The sequence below is a fragment of the Streptomyces sp. NPDC031265 genome, from assembly GCF_055570295.1.
In genome coordinates this window covers 208861-224926 of the sequence record NZ_JBVIHM010000002.1, presented here as the reverse complement: position 1 = coordinate 224926, position 16066 = coordinate 208861, and the positions used below count along the sequence as shown (strand labels likewise).

Here is a 16066-nt window from a genome sequence, read left to right as displayed (position 1 = left end):
GGAGTCGGCAACCGACGACAACGCCGCTGGGGGTCCCCGCCCCTGGCCCTTGAGGCCTTGGGGGAGGGCGTGCCAGGACCCCGCGTCCCAGACAGGATCCGCCGGACAGGCCCTAGGGGCGCGGGGAACTGCGCGAGCAACCCAGCACGGCCCGCAGTCGACATGGGGGTCCGGGGGCGTAGCCCCCGGGAAGAACCCGCCCCCGCCCGGAGGCCACACGGCGGAGCCGCACATGTCACAGCGGGGGCGGGCGGGGTGGCGGATCGCGACGGTGCGCCAGCGCCAGCGTGCGGCGGGCCGCCTCCACCACCGCCGCGTCCACGAAGCGGCCGTCCGGTAGGGCCAGGGCTCCCGTGTCCGTGGGGGACGCCGTGAGGATCTCCTCCGCTGCGGCCACCTCCGACGGCGGTGGCAGATAGGCGCGTTCGATCACCGGCAGTTGTGCCGGGTGGATCGCCGCGCGGCCCAGGAAGCCCAGCGCGCGGCCGTGGGCGCAGGACGCGGCCAGGCCCGTCAGGTCGCTGATGTGCCGGTACACCGACTGGGCGGGCGGGGCCAGACCCGCCGCCCGCGCGGCCACCACCACCCGGCTGCGCGGCCAGTCCAGGCCCGACTCGTTGCGTACGCCCAGATCCGCGCAGAGGTCCGCCTCGCCGAGCGCGATGCCCCGTACCGCCGGGTGGGCGGCGGCGATCGTGTACGCGTACTCCACTCCCAGCGCGCTCTCCAGGAGCGGGTGGAGGGCGACGCCGGGGGCCAGGGCCGCGATGCGCTGGACCTGGAAGGCGTGGGTGACCTTGGGCAGGCGCAGGCCCGACAGGCCCGGGAGCCCGGCCAGGGTCCGTACGTCCTCCTCCGTGGCCACCCTGACGTGGACCGGCGTGGACAGCGGGGCGGCGAGCAGCTCCGCCGTCGCCGCCCGGGCGTACTCCTTGCGGTCCGGCGCCACCGCGTCCTCCAGGTCCACGATCACCACGTCCGCGCCCGCCGACAGCGCCTTCTCGACCACCTGCGGCCGGTCGCCGGGGGCGTACAGCCAGGTCAGCGGGACCATCGTCGTCACAGGGCGCCCGTCTTGCGCAGCGTGGTGATCTCCTGGGCGGACAGGCCCAGTTCGGTCAGGACCGCGTCCGTGTCCGCGCCGTGCGGGCGGCCCGCCCAGCGGATCGCGCCCGGGGTCTCGGAGAGCCGGAAGAGGACGTTCTGCATCCGGACCGGGCCCAGCTCCGGGTCGTCGACCGTGGTGAGTGTGTCGAGCGCGCGGTACTGGGGGTCCGTCATCACCTCGCGGATGTCGTAGATCGGCGCGATCGCCGCCTCCGCCTTCTCGAACGCCGTCATCGCCTCCTCACGGGTGCGCCGCCCGATCCAGCCGCCCACCGCCTCGTCCAGCTCGTCCGCGTGCTCGGCCCGCCCCGAACCGGTGGCGAACCACGGCTCGGCGATCAGCTCCGGGCGCCCCACGAGCCGCATCACCCGCTCGGCGACCGACTGGGCCGAGGCGGAGACGGCCAGCCAACTGCCGTCCGCCGTACGGTAGGTGTTGCGCGGGGCGTTGTTGCGGGAGCGGTTGCCGGTGCGCGGCTGGACGTAGCCGAGCTGGTCGTACCAGATGGGCTGGGGGCCGAGGACGGTCAGGATCGGCTCGATGATCGCCATGTCGATCACCTGTCCACGCCCGGTGGCGGTGCGCGCGGTGAGAGCGGTCAGTACGGCGTACGCGGTGGCCAGCGCGGCGATCGAGTCCGCGAGGCCGAACGGGGGCAGCGTCGGCGGGCCGTCCGGCTCGCCGGTGACGGCGGCGAAGCCGCTCATCGCCTCGGCGAGCGTGCCGAATCCGGGCCGGTGGGCGTACGGGCCGCACTGGCCGAACCCGGTGACCCGGGCCAGTACCAACCGGTCGTTGGCGGCGACCAGTTCGGGCCAGCCCAGGCCCCAGCGCTCCAGGGTGCCCGGGCGGAAGTTCTCGATGATCACATCGGTGGAGGCGGCGAGCCGGAGCAGGGTCTCGCGGCCGCCCGGCGTGGACAGATCGAGAGTGATCGTCCGTTTGTTGCGGCCGAGCAGCTTCCACCAGAGCCCGATGCCGTCCTTGGCGGGGCCGTGGCCGCGCGAGGGGTCGGGGCGGCGGGGGTGCTCGACCTTGATGACCTCGGCGCCGAAGTCGCCGAGCATCGTCGCCGCGAGCGGCCCGGCGAACAGGGTGGCGAGGTCCAGAACCCGCAGCCGTTGCAGGGGAGTCGTCGGCAGGGGAGTCGTCACCGCCCGGTTCCCTCGGCCCCGGCCGCCGCCGCGTCGATCTCCGCGCGGTACGGCATGGCGGCCACCGCGCCGGGCCGCTGGACCGAGAGCGCGGCGGCGTCCGACGCCCAGGCGAGCGCCTCGGGCATCGCCCGGCCCTCGCCCAGGGCGACGGCGAGCGCGCCGACGAACGTGTCGCCCGCGCCCGTCGTGTCGACCGCGGTCACCTCGGGGGCCGGCACCGCGACCGGGTCCTGGTCGCGCGCCGCGTACAGACTGCCCCGGGCGCCGAGCGTGACCACCACCTCGGGGACCAGCTCAAGGAGCGCGCGGGCGGCCGCCTTCGGGTCGCCGATGCCGGTGAGCGCGGCGGCCTCGTGCTCGTTGGCCACCAACAGGTCCGTGACGGCGAGGAGTTCGGGCGGCAGGGGCTGGACGGGGGAGGGGGTGAGGACCGTCCGCACCCCGTGGTGCCGGGCCGCCTCGGCGCCCTCGACGACCGTGTCCAACGGCAGCTCCAACTGGAGCAGCAGCGACTCGGCGCCCGCGATCAGCGCCTCGTCGCCGGGGCCGAGATGGGTGACGGAGGCGTTGGCTCCGGGGATGACGACGATCGCGTTGCCGCCGGTCGCGTCGACCACGATGTGGGCCGTGCCGGACGGTCCCTCGGTGGTGCGCACGAGGTCGGTGTCGACGCCGGAGCCGTCGAGCGCGGCCCGCAACCGTACGCCGAACCCGTCCGTGCCGACGGCCCCGATCATCGCGACGTCGCCGCCCGCGCGGGCCGCGGCGACGGCCTGGTTGGCGCCCTTGCCGCCCGGGATCGTACGGAAGTCGTGACCGGTGACGGTCTCGCCGCGGCGCGGGGCGGCCGTCACGTAGGCGACCAGGTCCATGTTGGTGCTGCCGAGCACCGCGATGCGCGTCATGCGCTCCGTACCTCCTGGGGGACGAGTTGTGCGGTCTGTTGTGCGGTTGCGTGTGCGCTTACTTGTGCGGTCGCCTGTGCGGTCAGTTCCGCCGTCAGTTCCGCTGTCAGTTCTGCGAGGGTGTCGAATCCGGTGCCGTCGAAGCCGGCGACGGTGGTGGCGAGACGGTTCTTGAGCGGTGCGGTCCAGCGGGCGGGCAGCGCGTCCGGGTGCCCGGCGAGGAGTCCCGTGAGCGATCCGGCGGTGGCCCCGTTGGAGTCGGTGTCCCAGCCGCCGGACACCGCGCGGCAGATGGAGCCGGAGAAGTCGCCGTCGGCGTGGGTGAGGGCGGCGGCGAGCAGGGCGGCGTTGGGGACGGAGTGCACCCAGTGGTAGGCGCCGAGGGCCGCGTGCAGCCGGTCGACGACCGTGTCGAAGTCGTCCTCTTCGCGGGCGAGACGGATCCCGAGGCGGACGGCCTCCGCGAGGCGGGAGCGCGGGGGGATCACGGCGAGGCCGCCGTGGAGGCAGCCGTGCACGTCGTACGCGCCGGTGGCGGCAAGGGAGATCGCCGCGGCCGTGAACATGGCGCCGTACACGCCGTTGGCGGTGTGGGTGAGAACGGCGTCGCGGTGCGCCTGCTCGGCGGCGGCCGCGGGGTCGCCCGGGTTGGTCCAGCCGTGGACGTCGGCGCGGATGGTGGCGCCGATCCACTCGCGGAACGGGTTGCGGTGGGTGGCGGTGTGCGGCGGCTCGATCCCGTCCAGGAGATTGCGGTACGCGACCCGCTCGGCGGTGAACGTACGCCCCGCCGGGAGCTCGTCCAGCCACAGCCGCGCCACGTCGGCGGTGGTGAAGGCGGGGCCGTGGCGCTGGAGTAGGAGCAGGCCGAGGAGCGGGTAGTTGAGGTCGTCGTCCTCGGGCATGCCGTCGATGTTCTCGGCGAGGGACGTGGGGGCGGAGCGGCGGTTCCAGGGGTACGCGGCGGCCAGCTCGGCGGGGAGGCGGTGGGCGGTGAACCAGCTGTGGAGGGGCCAGTTGCCGGTGGCTCGGGCGATGGCGCGGATGCCGGTCAGGGGCAGCTTCTCTACGGGTTTGCCGAGCAGGCAGCCGGCGGCTCGGCCGAGCCAGGCGGAGTGGAGGGCGTTGGTTCGCCCCTCCCCGCCCCTTCCCGCAACCCTCCGGGGGTGGGTGGGGGAAGGGGGAGGTGTTCCTGGGGGCTGCGCCCCCAGACCCCTGAGCGGGGGCTTCGCCCCCTGCACCTCCTCGGGGCTGCGTCCTGGGGTGGGTGGGTGGCCGGGGGCTTCGGGCTCGGGCCCCTGGGCGGGGCTGCGTCCCTGCACCTCCTCGGGGCTGCGCTCCGGGGCGGGTGGGTGGTTGAGGCCGTCCGGCCAGGTGGGTGTTGCGGATCTGATCGCCTCGAAGTCCGTCGGTTCTCGCTCCGCCAACGGGGAAGGCATCTCGGCCAGTTCGTCCAGGAGCCGGATCGCCAGGGCGCGCAGGGGCGGGGGTGCCGGGGTCGGGGAGGCGCCCGAGGGGGCGGGGGTCGCAGTGCCGCCCGCCGTTGCCCAGCGCGCTTCGATCCTTCTCGCGTCGCGGCCGTCCTCCTTCGCCTGACGGAGCTCGTGGGCGATGAGGTCCTCCGGCTGGACCCAGGTCAGGCGCAGGGGGGTCATCGGGTCAGCGCCTCGAAGGCCGTGCGGTGGGCGTCCTGGCGGGCGCGGTCCTTCGCGTACACCTCGCGCGTCACCTCCGTGAGGGCCCGCGCGGGGGCGTGCAGGTCCAGGCGGCTGGCCTCGGCGACCGGTTTGGACCAGGCGGCGGGGATGGGGGCCTCGCCCCGGAGCGCGCCCGCCAGCGCGCCCGCCATCGTCGCGATGGAGTCGCAGTCCCGGCCGTAGTTCACCGCGCCGAGTACTGCCGTGCGGTAGTCGCCGTCGGCGACGAGCAGCATGGCCAGGGCGATCGGGAGCTCCTCGATGGCGTGCAGGCGGGACGGGCGGCGGGCTCCCAGGGACGGGGCGCGGTAGTCCGGGCCGACCGTGTCGAAGGGGGTGACCGCCGCCCGGAGGGGAGCGAGGGCGGTCTCGAAGTCCGTGTGTGCGGATGCTGTTTCCGCCACGGCCTCGATCGCCGCGTGCGTTCCGTCCTTCGCCAGGGACAGGCAGGTCTCCACCACCCCGGCCGCCGTCGCGGCCGGGGCGCACGCCGCCGCCACCGCCGCCGCGAAGACGCCCGCCGCCTCCCGCCCGTACGAGGACTGGTGCGGGGCCGCCACCTCCAGGGCCTCCGCGTACGCCGCCGCCGGGTTGGCCGCGTTGACCAGGCCGACCGGGGCCATGTACATCGCCGCGCCGCAGTTGACGATGTTGCCGGTGCCCGCCTCGCGGGGGTCGACATGGCCGTAGTGCAGCCGGGCCACGATCCACTTCTCGGCGAGGAAGACGCGGTGGAGGGGGATTGTCTCGGCTTCGAGTTCGGGGATCCAGAGCGGGCGGGAGATCAGGTCGGGGACCAGGTGGTCCGCGATCGCGTACGCGTCCAGGTGGTCGCGGACCCGCTCGTACACCCGGATCAGCGCGTGGGTCATCAAGGTGTCGTCGGTGATGTGCCCGTCGCCCTTGTGGTACGGGGCGATCGGCCGCGCCGTACGCCAGTCGTCCCCGTGCCAGGGGCCGACGATGCCGTGGACGCGGCCGCCGTGCCGCTCCACGATCTGCTCGGGGGTGTAGCCCTCGACCGGGCCGCCGAGGGCGTCCCCGACGGCCGCGCCGACCAGGGCGCCGGTGATGCGGTCCTCAAGAGTGAGCGTCGCGTACGACGTCGTGAGCGTCATGCCGGAATTGTCCACCCTGGACGGTCAGTTCGGGGTGGTTCGTGGCATTTTCGCGAAAAGCTCAGCCGCCCGGGGGTGGCGCAGCGTGTCGGCGAGGAGCCCGGCGAGCTCCACGAGGTCGGTACCGGCCAGGCGTGGCAGGGCGCAGCCTGACAGGGTGCGGCAGGCGTCGAGCCAGGGGGCGGGGATCGCGGCGCCGCCGCCGAGCGCGCCGGTGAGCGCCCCGGCGAGGGCGGGCGCCGAGTCCGCGACCCGGGACAGACAGGCCGCGGCCGGGACCGCCTCGGCGACCGTGCCGCGCGAGGCGGTGGCGAGGGCGAGGGCGACGGGAACGGTCTCCGCGGCGGCGATCCCGTAGCTGTAGACGTGGTCCACGATCTGGTGCTCCAGGAGCGGGACCAGGGCGAACGCGCCCGCCGTGTCGTCGGCGAAGTCGTGCGCGAGCTTGACGGCGAGCCGGGCGTTGCGGCCGATCTCGGTGTCGGGCGGGAGTTCGTCGAGGGCGGCCGCCACGGCGTCCTCGACGCCGGCCCCGCCGAGCGCGGCCGCGATCGCCGCGGCGATGGCGCGGGCGCCGTGCACCCCGTCGCCGTCCTGGGTGTAGCGGGCGTCGAACTCGGCCAGTTCGGCGGCTTCCCGGGGCGCGCCGGGGTGGACCACGGCGAGGACCGCGGCGCGTACGCAGGCGGCGTCGTCGAAGTAGTGCGGGTTGTCGTGGCCGGTGGCGGGCGGGCGCAGGCCGGTGGCCAGGTTGCCGAGGCCCGCGCGTACGGAGATACGGGCGCGCAGGGGGAGCACCGCCGACTCGACCTCGGGGGCGCGGTCGGCGGCCGCGGCGACCTCGGCGGCGAGGAGGTTCCAGGCGCGGTCGACGGCGGCGCGGACGCGTCTGGCCGGGGTGAGGTGGGCGAGCAGGGGCTCGGCGGCGGTGAGTACGGTCTCGGCGGCGAACGCGGCCCACTCGGCATCGTCCGACGGGCCCAGGCGCAGGGGTTCGGGGGGCTGGTTGAGGGCGATGGGGACGGGGAGGGTGGTGGTGGCGTTCTGCTCGGCGAAGGTGTCGAGTTCGCGGGTGAGTCTTCGGGTCCACTCGGGCATGCGGGCCGCGCGGTGCCGCGCTGCCGGCCATCCTGCGGCGTCGCCTGCGGCCAGGCCCAGGAGGAGGCCCAGGATGCGGTCGTCTTGGTGCGGGGGTGGCGGGGTGGGCGCTTCGCGCCGGGATTCCCCCACCCCGCCGACCCTCCGGGGGTGGGGGCGGGTGGGGGAAGGGGAGGTGGTACCCGGGGGCTTCGCCGCCGGGCCTCCTTGCGGGGCCTGCGGCCTCTGTGCCCTGCTCGGGGGTGTAGCCGCCGGGCCTCCCGGCAGGGCTTGCGGTCCTTGTGCCCCGCTCGGAAGCGGCGCCGCCGGGCCTCCTTGCGGGGCTTGCGGCCCCTGTGCCCCGCTCGGGGGTGTAGCCGCCGGGCCTCCCAGCAGGGCCTGCGGCTCCCGCACCCCGCTCGGGCCCTGCACCCCCGGACCGCCGCTCCGAAGCATCGGCCCCGGCCCCCGCCCTGAAACCTCGTCACCCATCACGCGATCTGCCCTTCCTCTTCTTCCGGGTCCGGCGTCAGCAAGTCCGCGATGTCCAGGACGTGGTAGCCGCGCATCTCGGGGAGGCAGCTGCCGCGGACCGGGCCGATCGCGGACGACCAGGCGGGGGGGATCGATGCGGCACCGCCGTGCGCGCCTGCCAGGGCTCCCGCCACCGCCGCCGTCGTGTCCGCGTCGCGGCCCATGTTCACCGCCGTCAGGACCGACGCCGTGAAGTCGCCCCGGGCCGTGGCGAAGGCGCCGAAGGCCAGGGCGACCGCTTCGGGGGCAAGGTCCGTCCAGGGGTAGCCGCCGATCACCACCGCCGAGCGGACGGCCCTTTCGCCCTGGTCGGCCACCGCTACCGCGCGGCGCAGCGAGCGTGCCGTCCAGGAGTCCATCGGGATCACCGACAGAGCCGCCGCGATCACGGACGTGAGGCCCGCGCCCGTCATCGCCGCCGCGACGCCCGCCGCCACCGCCTGGCCGCCGTAGATGCCCTCGCCCTCGTGGCTGACGCAGCCGTCGATCGCCACCAGCCGCGCCGCCTCCTTCGGCGCCCCCGCGGCGAAGACGCCGAAGGGGGCCGCGCGCATCGCCAGGCCGTCGCTCCAGGCGTGGCGGTGCTGGGCGGAGATGGGGGCGGCGAGACCCCGGCGGAGGTTCTCCAGGGTGCCGCGCTCGCTGAAGCCCGCGCCCCGGAACGGGCCTTCGTCGAGGTCCGCGATCCAGTGGTGCCAGGCGTGTTCGACGTGGGTGACGGTGAGCGCCGAGCCGTGCCGGGCGAGCAGCAGGCCCGAGAAGATGGCGTACTCCGTGTCGTCCGTACCCGCCGGGTCGTCGGAGACGAAGCCCTCGATACGGCCCCAGCGGCGCCGGATCTCCGAGGGTTTGAGGTTCTCGGCGGGGGCTCCGAGCGCGTCCCCCACCGCCAGGCCCAGCAGCGCGCCTCTGGCTCGCTCGCGGATGGCCTCGGCTGTTCCCGGGCCGCTGGCGATCAACTCCATGGGAGGCCTTTCGACGTCGCCTGATCCTTCGGTTGATCTCTGCCACGCCGAACGAGCCGGGAGTCCATCTGTCACCCTCCCGCCACATGTGTGCAAGAGCGGACACGGATGAGCGCAACACTCCTCTGACCTGGGTAAGTACGGCCTGCCTTGCTAGCGCGGGGCTTACATCGAGCGTAATTTCGACGAAGACGAGGGGGGAGCGGGACGCGAGAGCCCGCTGCTGAACGCAAGGGGAGAGCTGTGTCCGTCATCAACACCGAAGCCACGCTGCACGAGGCGCACCGGGACAACCACACGCACCGGGACGTCAACGGCGGCTGGCTGCGGCCCGCCGTCTTCGGCGCGATGGACGGGCTCGTATCCAATCTGGCCCTGATGACCGGCGTCGCGGGCGGCGCCGTCTCGCAGCACACCATCATCGTCACCGGCCTCGCGGGCCTGGCCGCCGGAGCCTTCTCGATGGCCGCCGGCGAGTACACCTCCGTCGCCTCGCAGCGCGAGCTCGTCGAGGCCGAACTCGACGTCGAGCGCCAGCAGTTGCGCAAGCACCCGGTGGACGAGATGGAGGAGCTGGCCGAGCTGTACGTGTCGCGCGGCGTCGAGCCCGCGCTCGCCCGCGAGGTCGCCATGCAGCTCTCCCGCGACCCCGAACAGGCGCTGGAGATCCACGCCCGCGAGGAGCTCGGCATAGACCCGGACGACCTGCCGTCGCCGGCCGTCGCCGCCGTCTCGTCCTTCGGCTCGTTCGCGCTGGGTGCGATCCTGCCCGTACTGCCGTATCTGCTCGGCGCGAGTGCCCTGTGGCCCGCCGTGCTGCTCGCGCTGGTCGGTCTCTTCGCCTGCGGCGCCGTGGTCGCCAAGGTCACCGCGCGCTCGTGGCTGTTCAGCGGAATGCGCCAGCTGGCCCTCGGCGGCGCGGCCGCGGCCCTCACCTTCGGCCTCGGCTCGCTCTTCGGCGCGGCGGCGGGCTGACCGGGGCCCGGCCCCTACTGGCCCTCTGAGCCCCCCTGAGCCCCCTCAGCCCCTCTCGACTCGAAAGGCCCGCCAGGACGTACCCCCGTCCGGGCGGGCCTTCGCCGTGCAGGCGTGCGAGTCCGGGGTCACCATGTGACCTACGTCCTGCGCGGGATCGCCCCGCCACCCGTAGAATGCGGGAATATGCAGGACCCCACATAACTAGTCGTTACTCGGCGGTTTCGCATCTTTGAACACCGGGCATAGGCCGTACACACTCCGCCGACGCAGGCAATGAAGCCTGCCCCCGGAAGGCACGGCGATCGCCGCCCGAGTGTCCGCATGCTGGAATGGGCTATCCGGTTCCCGAGATCCGTCCCATCATGTAACCTGCACGAAATTTCGCAGAGGGCCAACGTCGTCCCTCGGTTATTCATATGCCACGACGACGACGGGAGAGCCGATGCGTTCCGACGCCTGGTCGCCCATGGACGGTCGACCTGCCCCGCAGGGGATGTACGACCCCCGTAACGAACACGACGCCTGCGGTGTCGGGTTCGTGGCCACCCTGACCGGTGAGGCCGGCCATGAGCTGGTCGAGCAGGCGCTGACCGTACTGCGCAATCTCGAACACCGGGGCGCCACCGGCTCCGAGCCGGATTCCGGTGACGGCGCCGGCATCCTGCTCCAGGTGCCGGACGCGTTCCTGCGCGAGGTCACCTCCTTCGAGCTGCCCGAGGCCGGTGCGTACGCCGTCGGCATCGCCTTCCTGCCCGTCGAGGACAGTGCCTCGTCCGTGGCGAAGATCGAGGCCATCGCCGCCGAGGAGGGCCTGGACGTCCTCGGCTGGCGCGAGGTGCCCGTCACGCCCGAGCTGCTCGGCAACGGCGCCCGCGCCACCATGCCCGCCTTCCGGCAGATCTTCGTCGCCGACGGCACCAGCAGCGGTATCGCGCTGGACCGCAAGGGCTTCGTCCTGCGCAAGCGCGCCGAGCGCGAGGCCGGGGTGTACTTCCCCTCGCTCTCCGCCCGGACGATCGTCTACAAGGGCATGCTCACCACCGGGCAGCTGGAGCCGTTCTTCCCGGACCTCTCCGACCGCCGGTTCGCCACCGCCGTCGCGCTGGTCCACTCGCGCTTCTCGACGAACACCTTCCCGAGCTGGCCGCTCGCCCACCCGTACCGCTTCGTCGCGCACAACGGCGAGATCAACACGGTCAAGGGCAACCGCAACTGGATGGTGGCCCGCGAGTCGCAGCTGGTCACCGAGCTGTTCGGGGAAGGCCGGGACGCCAAGGACCTGGAGCGGATCTTCCCGGTCTGTACGCCGGACGCCTCCGACTCCGCCTCCTTCGACGAGGTGCTCGAACTCCTCCACCTCGGCGGGCGCTCGCTGCCGCACTCCGTCCTGATGATGGTTCCCGAGGCGTGGGAGAACCACGACTCGATGGACCCGGACCGGCGCGCCTTCTACCAGTACCACGCCACGATGATGGAGCCCTGGGACGGCCCGGCCTGCGTCACCTTCACCGACGGCACCCAGGTCGGCGCGGTCCTGGACCGCAACGGCCTGCGCCCGGGCAGATACTGGGTGACGGACGACGGACTCGTGGTCCTGTCGTCCGAGGTCGGCGTGCTCGACATCGACCCGGCGAAGGTCGTCCGCAAGGGACGTCTGCAGCCCGGCAAGATGTTCCTCGTCGACACCGCCGAGCGGCGCATCATCGAGGACGACGAGATCAAGGCGGCGCTGGCTGCCGAGAAGCCGTACAAGGAGTGGCTGGAGACCGGCGAGATCGAGCTGGAGGACCTGCCCGAGCGTGAGCACATCGTGCACACGCACGCCTCGGTCACCCGCCGCCAGCAGACCTTCGGCTACACCGAGGAAGAGCTGCGTGTCATCCTCGCGCCGATGGCCCGCACCGGCGGCGAGCCGCTCGGCTCGATGGGCACGGACTCGCCGATCGCGGCCCTCTCCGAGCGCCCGCGGCTGCTCTTCGACTACTTCACCCAGCTGTTCGCGCAGGTCACCAACCCGCCGCTGGACGCCATCCGCGAGGAGCTCGTCACCTCGCTGCGCTCCTCGCTCGGCCCGCAGGGCAATCTGCTCGACCCGACCGCCGCGTCCTGCCGCAGCGTCACGCTGCCCTTCCCGGTGATCGACAACGACGAGCTGGCGAAGCTGATACACATCAACGCCGACGGCGACATGCCGGGGATGAAGGCCGCCACGCTCTCCGGCCTCTACCGGGTCTCCGGCGGCGGCGCCGCGCTCGCCGAGCGCATCGAGGCCATCCGCGCCGAGGCCGACGCCGCCATCGAGGACGGTGCCCGTCTGATCGTCCTCTCCGACCGGCACTCCGACGCCGAGCACGCGCCGATCCCGTCGCTGCTGCTCACCGCCGCCGTCCACCACCACCTCATCCGTACGAAGCAGCGCACCCAGGTGGGTCTGCTCGTCGAGGCCGGTGATGTGCGCGAGGTGCACCACGTCGCTCTGCTCATCGGCTACGGCGCCGCCGCCGTCAACCCGTACCTGGCGATGGAGTCCGTCGAGGACCTGGTCCGCGCGGGCACCTTCATCGAGGGCCTGGAGCCCGAGCAGGCCATCCGCAACCTGATCTACGCGCTCGGCAAGGGCGTCCTCAAGGTGATGTCCAAGATGGGCATCTCGACCGTCGCCTCCTACCGGGGCGCCCAGGTCTTCGAGGCCGTCGGCCTCGACGAGGAGTTCGTCGGCACGTACTTCATCGGCACCGCCACCAAGATCGGCGGCGCCGGGATCGACGTCATCGCCAAGGAGGTCGCCGCCCGGCACGCCAAGGCGTACCCCGTCTCCGGCATCGCGGCCACCCACCGCGCGCTTGAGATCGGCGGGGAGTACCAGTGGCGCCGCGAGGGCGAGCCGCACCTGTTCGACCCGGAGACGGTCTTCCGCCTCCAGCACGCCACCCGCGGCCGCCGGTACGACATCTTCAAGAAGTACACCGAGCGCGTGAACGAGCAGTCCGAGCGCCTGATGACGCTCCGCGGGCTCTTCGGCTTCTCCTCGGACCGCCCCTCGATCTCCATCGACGAGGTCGAGCCGGTCTCCGAGATCGTCAAGCGCTTCTCCACGGGCGCCATGTCGTACGGCTCGATCTCGCGCGAGGCGCACGAGACGCTCGCCATCGCCATGAACCAGCTGGGCGGCAAGTCCAACACCGGTGAGGGAGGCGAGGACCCGGACCGTCTGTACGACCCGGCGCGCCGCTCCTCCATCAAGCAGGTCGCCTCCGGCCGCTTCGGTGTGACCTCCGAGTACCTGGTCAACGCGGACGACATCCAGATCAAGATGGCCCAGGGCGCCAAGCCCGGCGAGGGCGGCCAGCTGCCCGGCCACAAGGTCTACCCGTGGGTCGCCAAGACCCGGCACTCCACCCCGGGCGTCGGCCTCATCTCGCCGCCGCCGCACCACGACATCTACTCCATCGAGGATCTGGCCCAGCTGATCCACGACCTCAAGAACGCCAACCCGGCGGCACGTATCCACGTGAAGCTGGTCTCCGAGGTCGGTGTCGGCACGGTCGCCGCGGGTGTCTCCAAGGCGCACGCGGACGTCGTCCTCATCTCCGGCCACGACGGTGGCACGGGTGCTTCTCCTCTGACGAGTCTCAAGCACGCGGGCGGCCCCTGGGAGCTCGGCCTCGCCGAGACCCAGCAGACCCTGCTGCTCAACGGACTTCGCGACCGGATCGTCGTTCAGACGGACGGCCAGCTCAAGACCGGCCGTGACGTGATCATCGCCGCGCTGCTCGGCGCCGAGGAGTTCGGTTTCGCGACCGCGCCGCTCGTCGTCTCCGGCTGCGTCATGATGCGCGTCTGCCACCTCGACACCTGCCCGGTCGGCATCGCCACCCAGAACCCGGTGCTGCGCGACCGGTTCTCCGGCAAGCCCGAGTTCGTCGTCAACTTCTTCGAGTTCATCGCCGAAGAGGTCCGCGAGCTCCTCGCCGAGCTCGGTTTCCGTACGATCGAGGAGGCCGTCGGCCACGCCGAGCTCCTGGACACCAGCCGCGCGGTGCGCCACTGGAAGGCGCAGGGCCTCGACCTGGACGCCCTCTTCTACGTGCCCGAGCTGCCCGAGGGCGCGGTGCGCCACGCCCGGGTCGAGCAGGACCACGGCCTGGCGAAGGCGCTCGACAACGAGCTCATCGAGCTGGCCGCCGACGCGCTGGGCGCCGACTCCGCCGAGGCCGCCCAGCCGGTCCGCGCCCAGGTCGCGATCCGCAACATCAACCGGACCGTCGGCACCATGCTCGGCCACGAGGTGACCAAGAAGTTCGGCGGTGCGGGCCTGCCCGACGACACCATCGACGTCACCTTCACCGGCTCGGCCGGCCAGTCCTTCGGCGCCTTCCTGCCGCGCGGTGTGACGCTGCGCCTGGAGGGCGACGCCAACGACTACGTCGGCAAGGGCCTCTCCGGCGGCCGCGTGATCGTCCGCCCGGACCGGGGCGCCGACCACCTCGCCGAGTACTCGACCATCGCGGGCAACACCATCGCGTACGGCGCGACCGGCGGCGAGCTGTTCCTGCGCGGCCGCACCGGCGAGCGGTTCTGCGTCCGCAACTCCGGCGCCCTGGTGGTCTCGGAGGGCGTGGGCGACCACGGCTGCGAGTACATGACCGGCGGCCACGCGGTGGTCCTGGGCGAGACCGGGCGCAACTTCGCGGCCGGTATGTCCGGCGGTATCGCGTACGTGATCGACCTCGACCCGAACCACGTCAACTCCGGCAACCTGGCGGCGGTCGAGGCCCCCTCGGAGGCCGACAAGCAGTGGCTGCACGACGTCGTGCGCCGCCACCAGGAGGAGACCGGCTCCACGGTCGCCGAGAAGCTGCTCGCCGACTGGCCCGCCGCGGCGGAGCGCTTCAGCAAGATCATCCCGTCCACGTACAAGGCAGTGCTCGCCGCCAAGGAAGCCGCTGAGCTCGCCGGTCTCTCCGAGCAGGAGACCACCGAGAAGATGATGGAGGCGGCGACCAATGGCTGACCCCAAGGGCTTTCTCACCACCGGTCGCGAGGTCGCCCAGACCCGCCCCGTGGCCGAGCGCGTCAAGGACTGGAACGAGGTCTACGTTCCCGGTTCGCTGCTGCCGATCATCAGCAAGCAGGCCGGACGCTGCATGGACTGCGGCATCCCGTTCTGCCACAACGGCTGTCCGCTGGGGAACCTGATCCCCGAGTGGAACGACTACGCCTACCGGGAGGACTGGTCGGCGGCGTCGGAGCGGCTGCACGCCACCAACAACTTCCCGGAGTTCACCGGGCGGCTGTGCCCGGCTCCCTGTGAGTCGGCGTGTGTGCTCGGCATCAACCAGCCCGCCGTCACCATCAAGAACGTCGAAGTCTCGATCATCGACAAGGCGTGGGACAGCGGCGACGTCACCCCGCAGCCGCCGGAGCGGCTCTCCGGCAAGACCGTCGCGGTCATCGGCTCGGGCCCGGCGGGCCTGGCCGCCGCCCAGCAGCTGACCCGGGCCGGTCACACGGTCGCGGTGTACGAGCGCGCCGACCGCATCGGCGGCCTCCTGCGCTACGGCATCCCCGAGTTCAAGATGGAGAAGGTGCACATCAACCGCCGCATCGAGCAGATGCGCGCGGAGGGCACCAAGTTCCGCACCGAGGTCGAGATCGGCCGCGACATCGACGCGGCGAAGCTGCGCAGGCGCTACGACGCGGTGGTCATCGCGGCCGGCGCCACGGTCTCCCGCGACCTGCCGGTCCCCGGCCGCGAGCTCAACGGAATCCACTTCGCCATGGAGTACCTGCCGCTGGCGAACAAGGTGCAGGAGGGCGACTTCGTGGCGCCCCCGCTCACCGCCGAGGGCAAGCACGTCGTCGTGATCGGCGGCGGTGACACCGGCGCGGACTGCGTGGGCACCGCCCACCGCCAGGGCGCGGCCTCGGTCACCCAGCTGGAGATCATGCCGCAGCCGAGCGAGGACCGCCCGGCCGGCCAGCCCTGGCCGACCTTCCCGATGCTCTACAAGGTCACCTCGGCCCACGAGGAGGGCGGCGAGCGGGTCTACTCCGTCTCCACCACCCACTTCGAGGGCGACGAGGACGGCAACGTCCAGTTCCTGCACCTGGTCGAGGTCGAGTTCGTCGACGGCAAGCTGACCCAGAAGCCGGGCACCGAGCGGAAGATCCCCGCGCAGCTGGTCACCCTCGCCATGGGATTCACGGGCACCGACCAGGCCAACGGCCTGGTCCAGCAGTTCGGCCTGAAGCTCGACGAGCGCGGCAACGTCGCCCGCGACGCGGACTTCGCGACCAATGTCGACGGAGTGTACGTGGCCGGTGACGCGGGCCGCGGCCAGTCCTTGATCGTCTGGGCGATCGCGGAGGGCCGTTCGGCAGCACGTGGTGTGGACCGGTACCTTACGGGGAGGAGCGAACTGCCCGCCCCGATCCGTCCCACGGACCGGGCCCTGACGGTCTGAGTCCCTCCACCCCAAAAACGTTCCGTACAACGGTGTACGGGCTGCGCCGGATCGGGGGAT

Annotated in this window: 9 protein-coding genes and 1 pseudogene; 3 read left to right on the top strand and 7 right to left on the bottom strand. The window is 72.7% G+C overall.

The window, feature by feature from the left end; all coding sequences use genetic code 11:
* Positions 1-235 precede the first annotated feature (235 nt).
* The 7 genes and pseudogenes from ACZ499_RS05175 to ACZ499_RS05145 all read right to left on the bottom strand — a co-directional run bounded on the left by ACZ499_RS05175 (position 236) and on the right by ACZ499_RS05145 (position 8561).
* Positions 236-1054, bottom strand: coding sequence for an HpcH/HpaI aldolase/citrate lyase family protein (locus tag ACZ499_RS05175; RefSeq protein ID WP_468672850.1), 819 nt, complete (start codon positions 1052-1054; stop codon positions 236-238).
* Positions 1055-1059: 5 nt separating this feature from the next.
* Positions 1060-2262, bottom strand: a complete 1203-nt coding sequence (locus ACZ499_RS05170) for a CaiB/BaiF CoA transferase family protein (RefSeq protein WP_468672435.1) — start codon at positions 2260-2262, stop codon at positions 1060-1062.
* Positions 2259-3170: a ribokinase gene (gene rbsK, locus ACZ499_RS05165; RefSeq protein ID WP_468672433.1), complete on the bottom strand. Its 912-nt coding sequence runs from the start codon at positions 3168-3170 to the stop codon at positions 2259-2261. The genes ACZ499_RS05170 and rbsK overlap by 4 nt, the downstream gene beginning before the upstream one ends.
* Complete coding sequence (locus tag ACZ499_RS05160; protein ID WP_468672431.1) at positions 3167-4825, bottom strand: ADP-ribosylglycohydrolase family protein; 1659 nt, start codon at positions 4823-4825, stop codon at positions 3167-3169. The genes rbsK and ACZ499_RS05160 overlap by 4 nt, the downstream gene beginning before the upstream one ends.
* Positions 4822-5985 carry an ADP-ribosylglycohydrolase family protein gene (locus tag ACZ499_RS05155; protein ID WP_468672429.1) on the bottom strand — a complete coding sequence of 388 codons (1164 nt, stop codon included), beginning with the start codon at positions 5983-5985 and terminating at the stop codon, positions 4822-4824. Before ACZ499_RS05155 ends, ACZ499_RS05160 begins: the two co-directional genes overlap by 4 nt.
* Positions 5948-7350, bottom strand: a pseudogene (locus tag ACZ499_RS05150) (ADP-ribosylglycohydrolase family protein). Before ACZ499_RS05150 ends, ACZ499_RS05155 begins: the two are co-directional and overlap by 38 nt.
* A 203-nt stretch (positions 7351-7553) precedes the next feature.
* The gene (locus ACZ499_RS05145) at positions 7554-8561 is read right to left on the bottom strand and encodes an ADP-ribosylglycohydrolase family protein (RefSeq protein ID WP_468672427.1); all 1008 of its coding nucleotides are present in this window, start codon (positions 8559-8561) and stop codon (positions 7554-7556) included.
* 243 nt (positions 8562-8804) lie between these two features.
* Here ACZ499_RS05145 and ACZ499_RS05140 point away from each other — a divergent pair, with 243 nt between their 5' ends.
* From ACZ499_RS05140 to ACZ499_RS05130, 3 genes are all read left to right on the top strand, one after another.
* Positions 8805-9536: a VIT1/CCC1 transporter family protein gene (locus tag ACZ499_RS05140; RefSeq protein ID WP_468672425.1), complete on the top strand. Its 732-nt coding sequence runs from the start codon at positions 8805-8807 to the stop codon at positions 9534-9536.
* A gap of 445 nt (positions 9537-9981) precedes the next feature.
* On the top strand, positions 9982-14553 hold the full coding sequence (gene gltB / locus ACZ499_RS05135; RefSeq protein ID WP_468672423.1) for a glutamate synthase large subunit: 4572 nt from the start codon (positions 9982-9984) through the stop codon (positions 14551-14553).
* Positions 14546-16006 (top strand): glutamate synthase subunit beta, encoded by a 1461-nt coding sequence (locus ACZ499_RS05130; protein WP_468672420.1) that lies wholly within the window; start codon positions 14546-14548, stop codon positions 16004-16006. Before gltB ends, ACZ499_RS05130 begins: the two co-directional genes overlap by 8 nt.
* Positions 16007-16066: the final 60 nt, after the last annotated feature.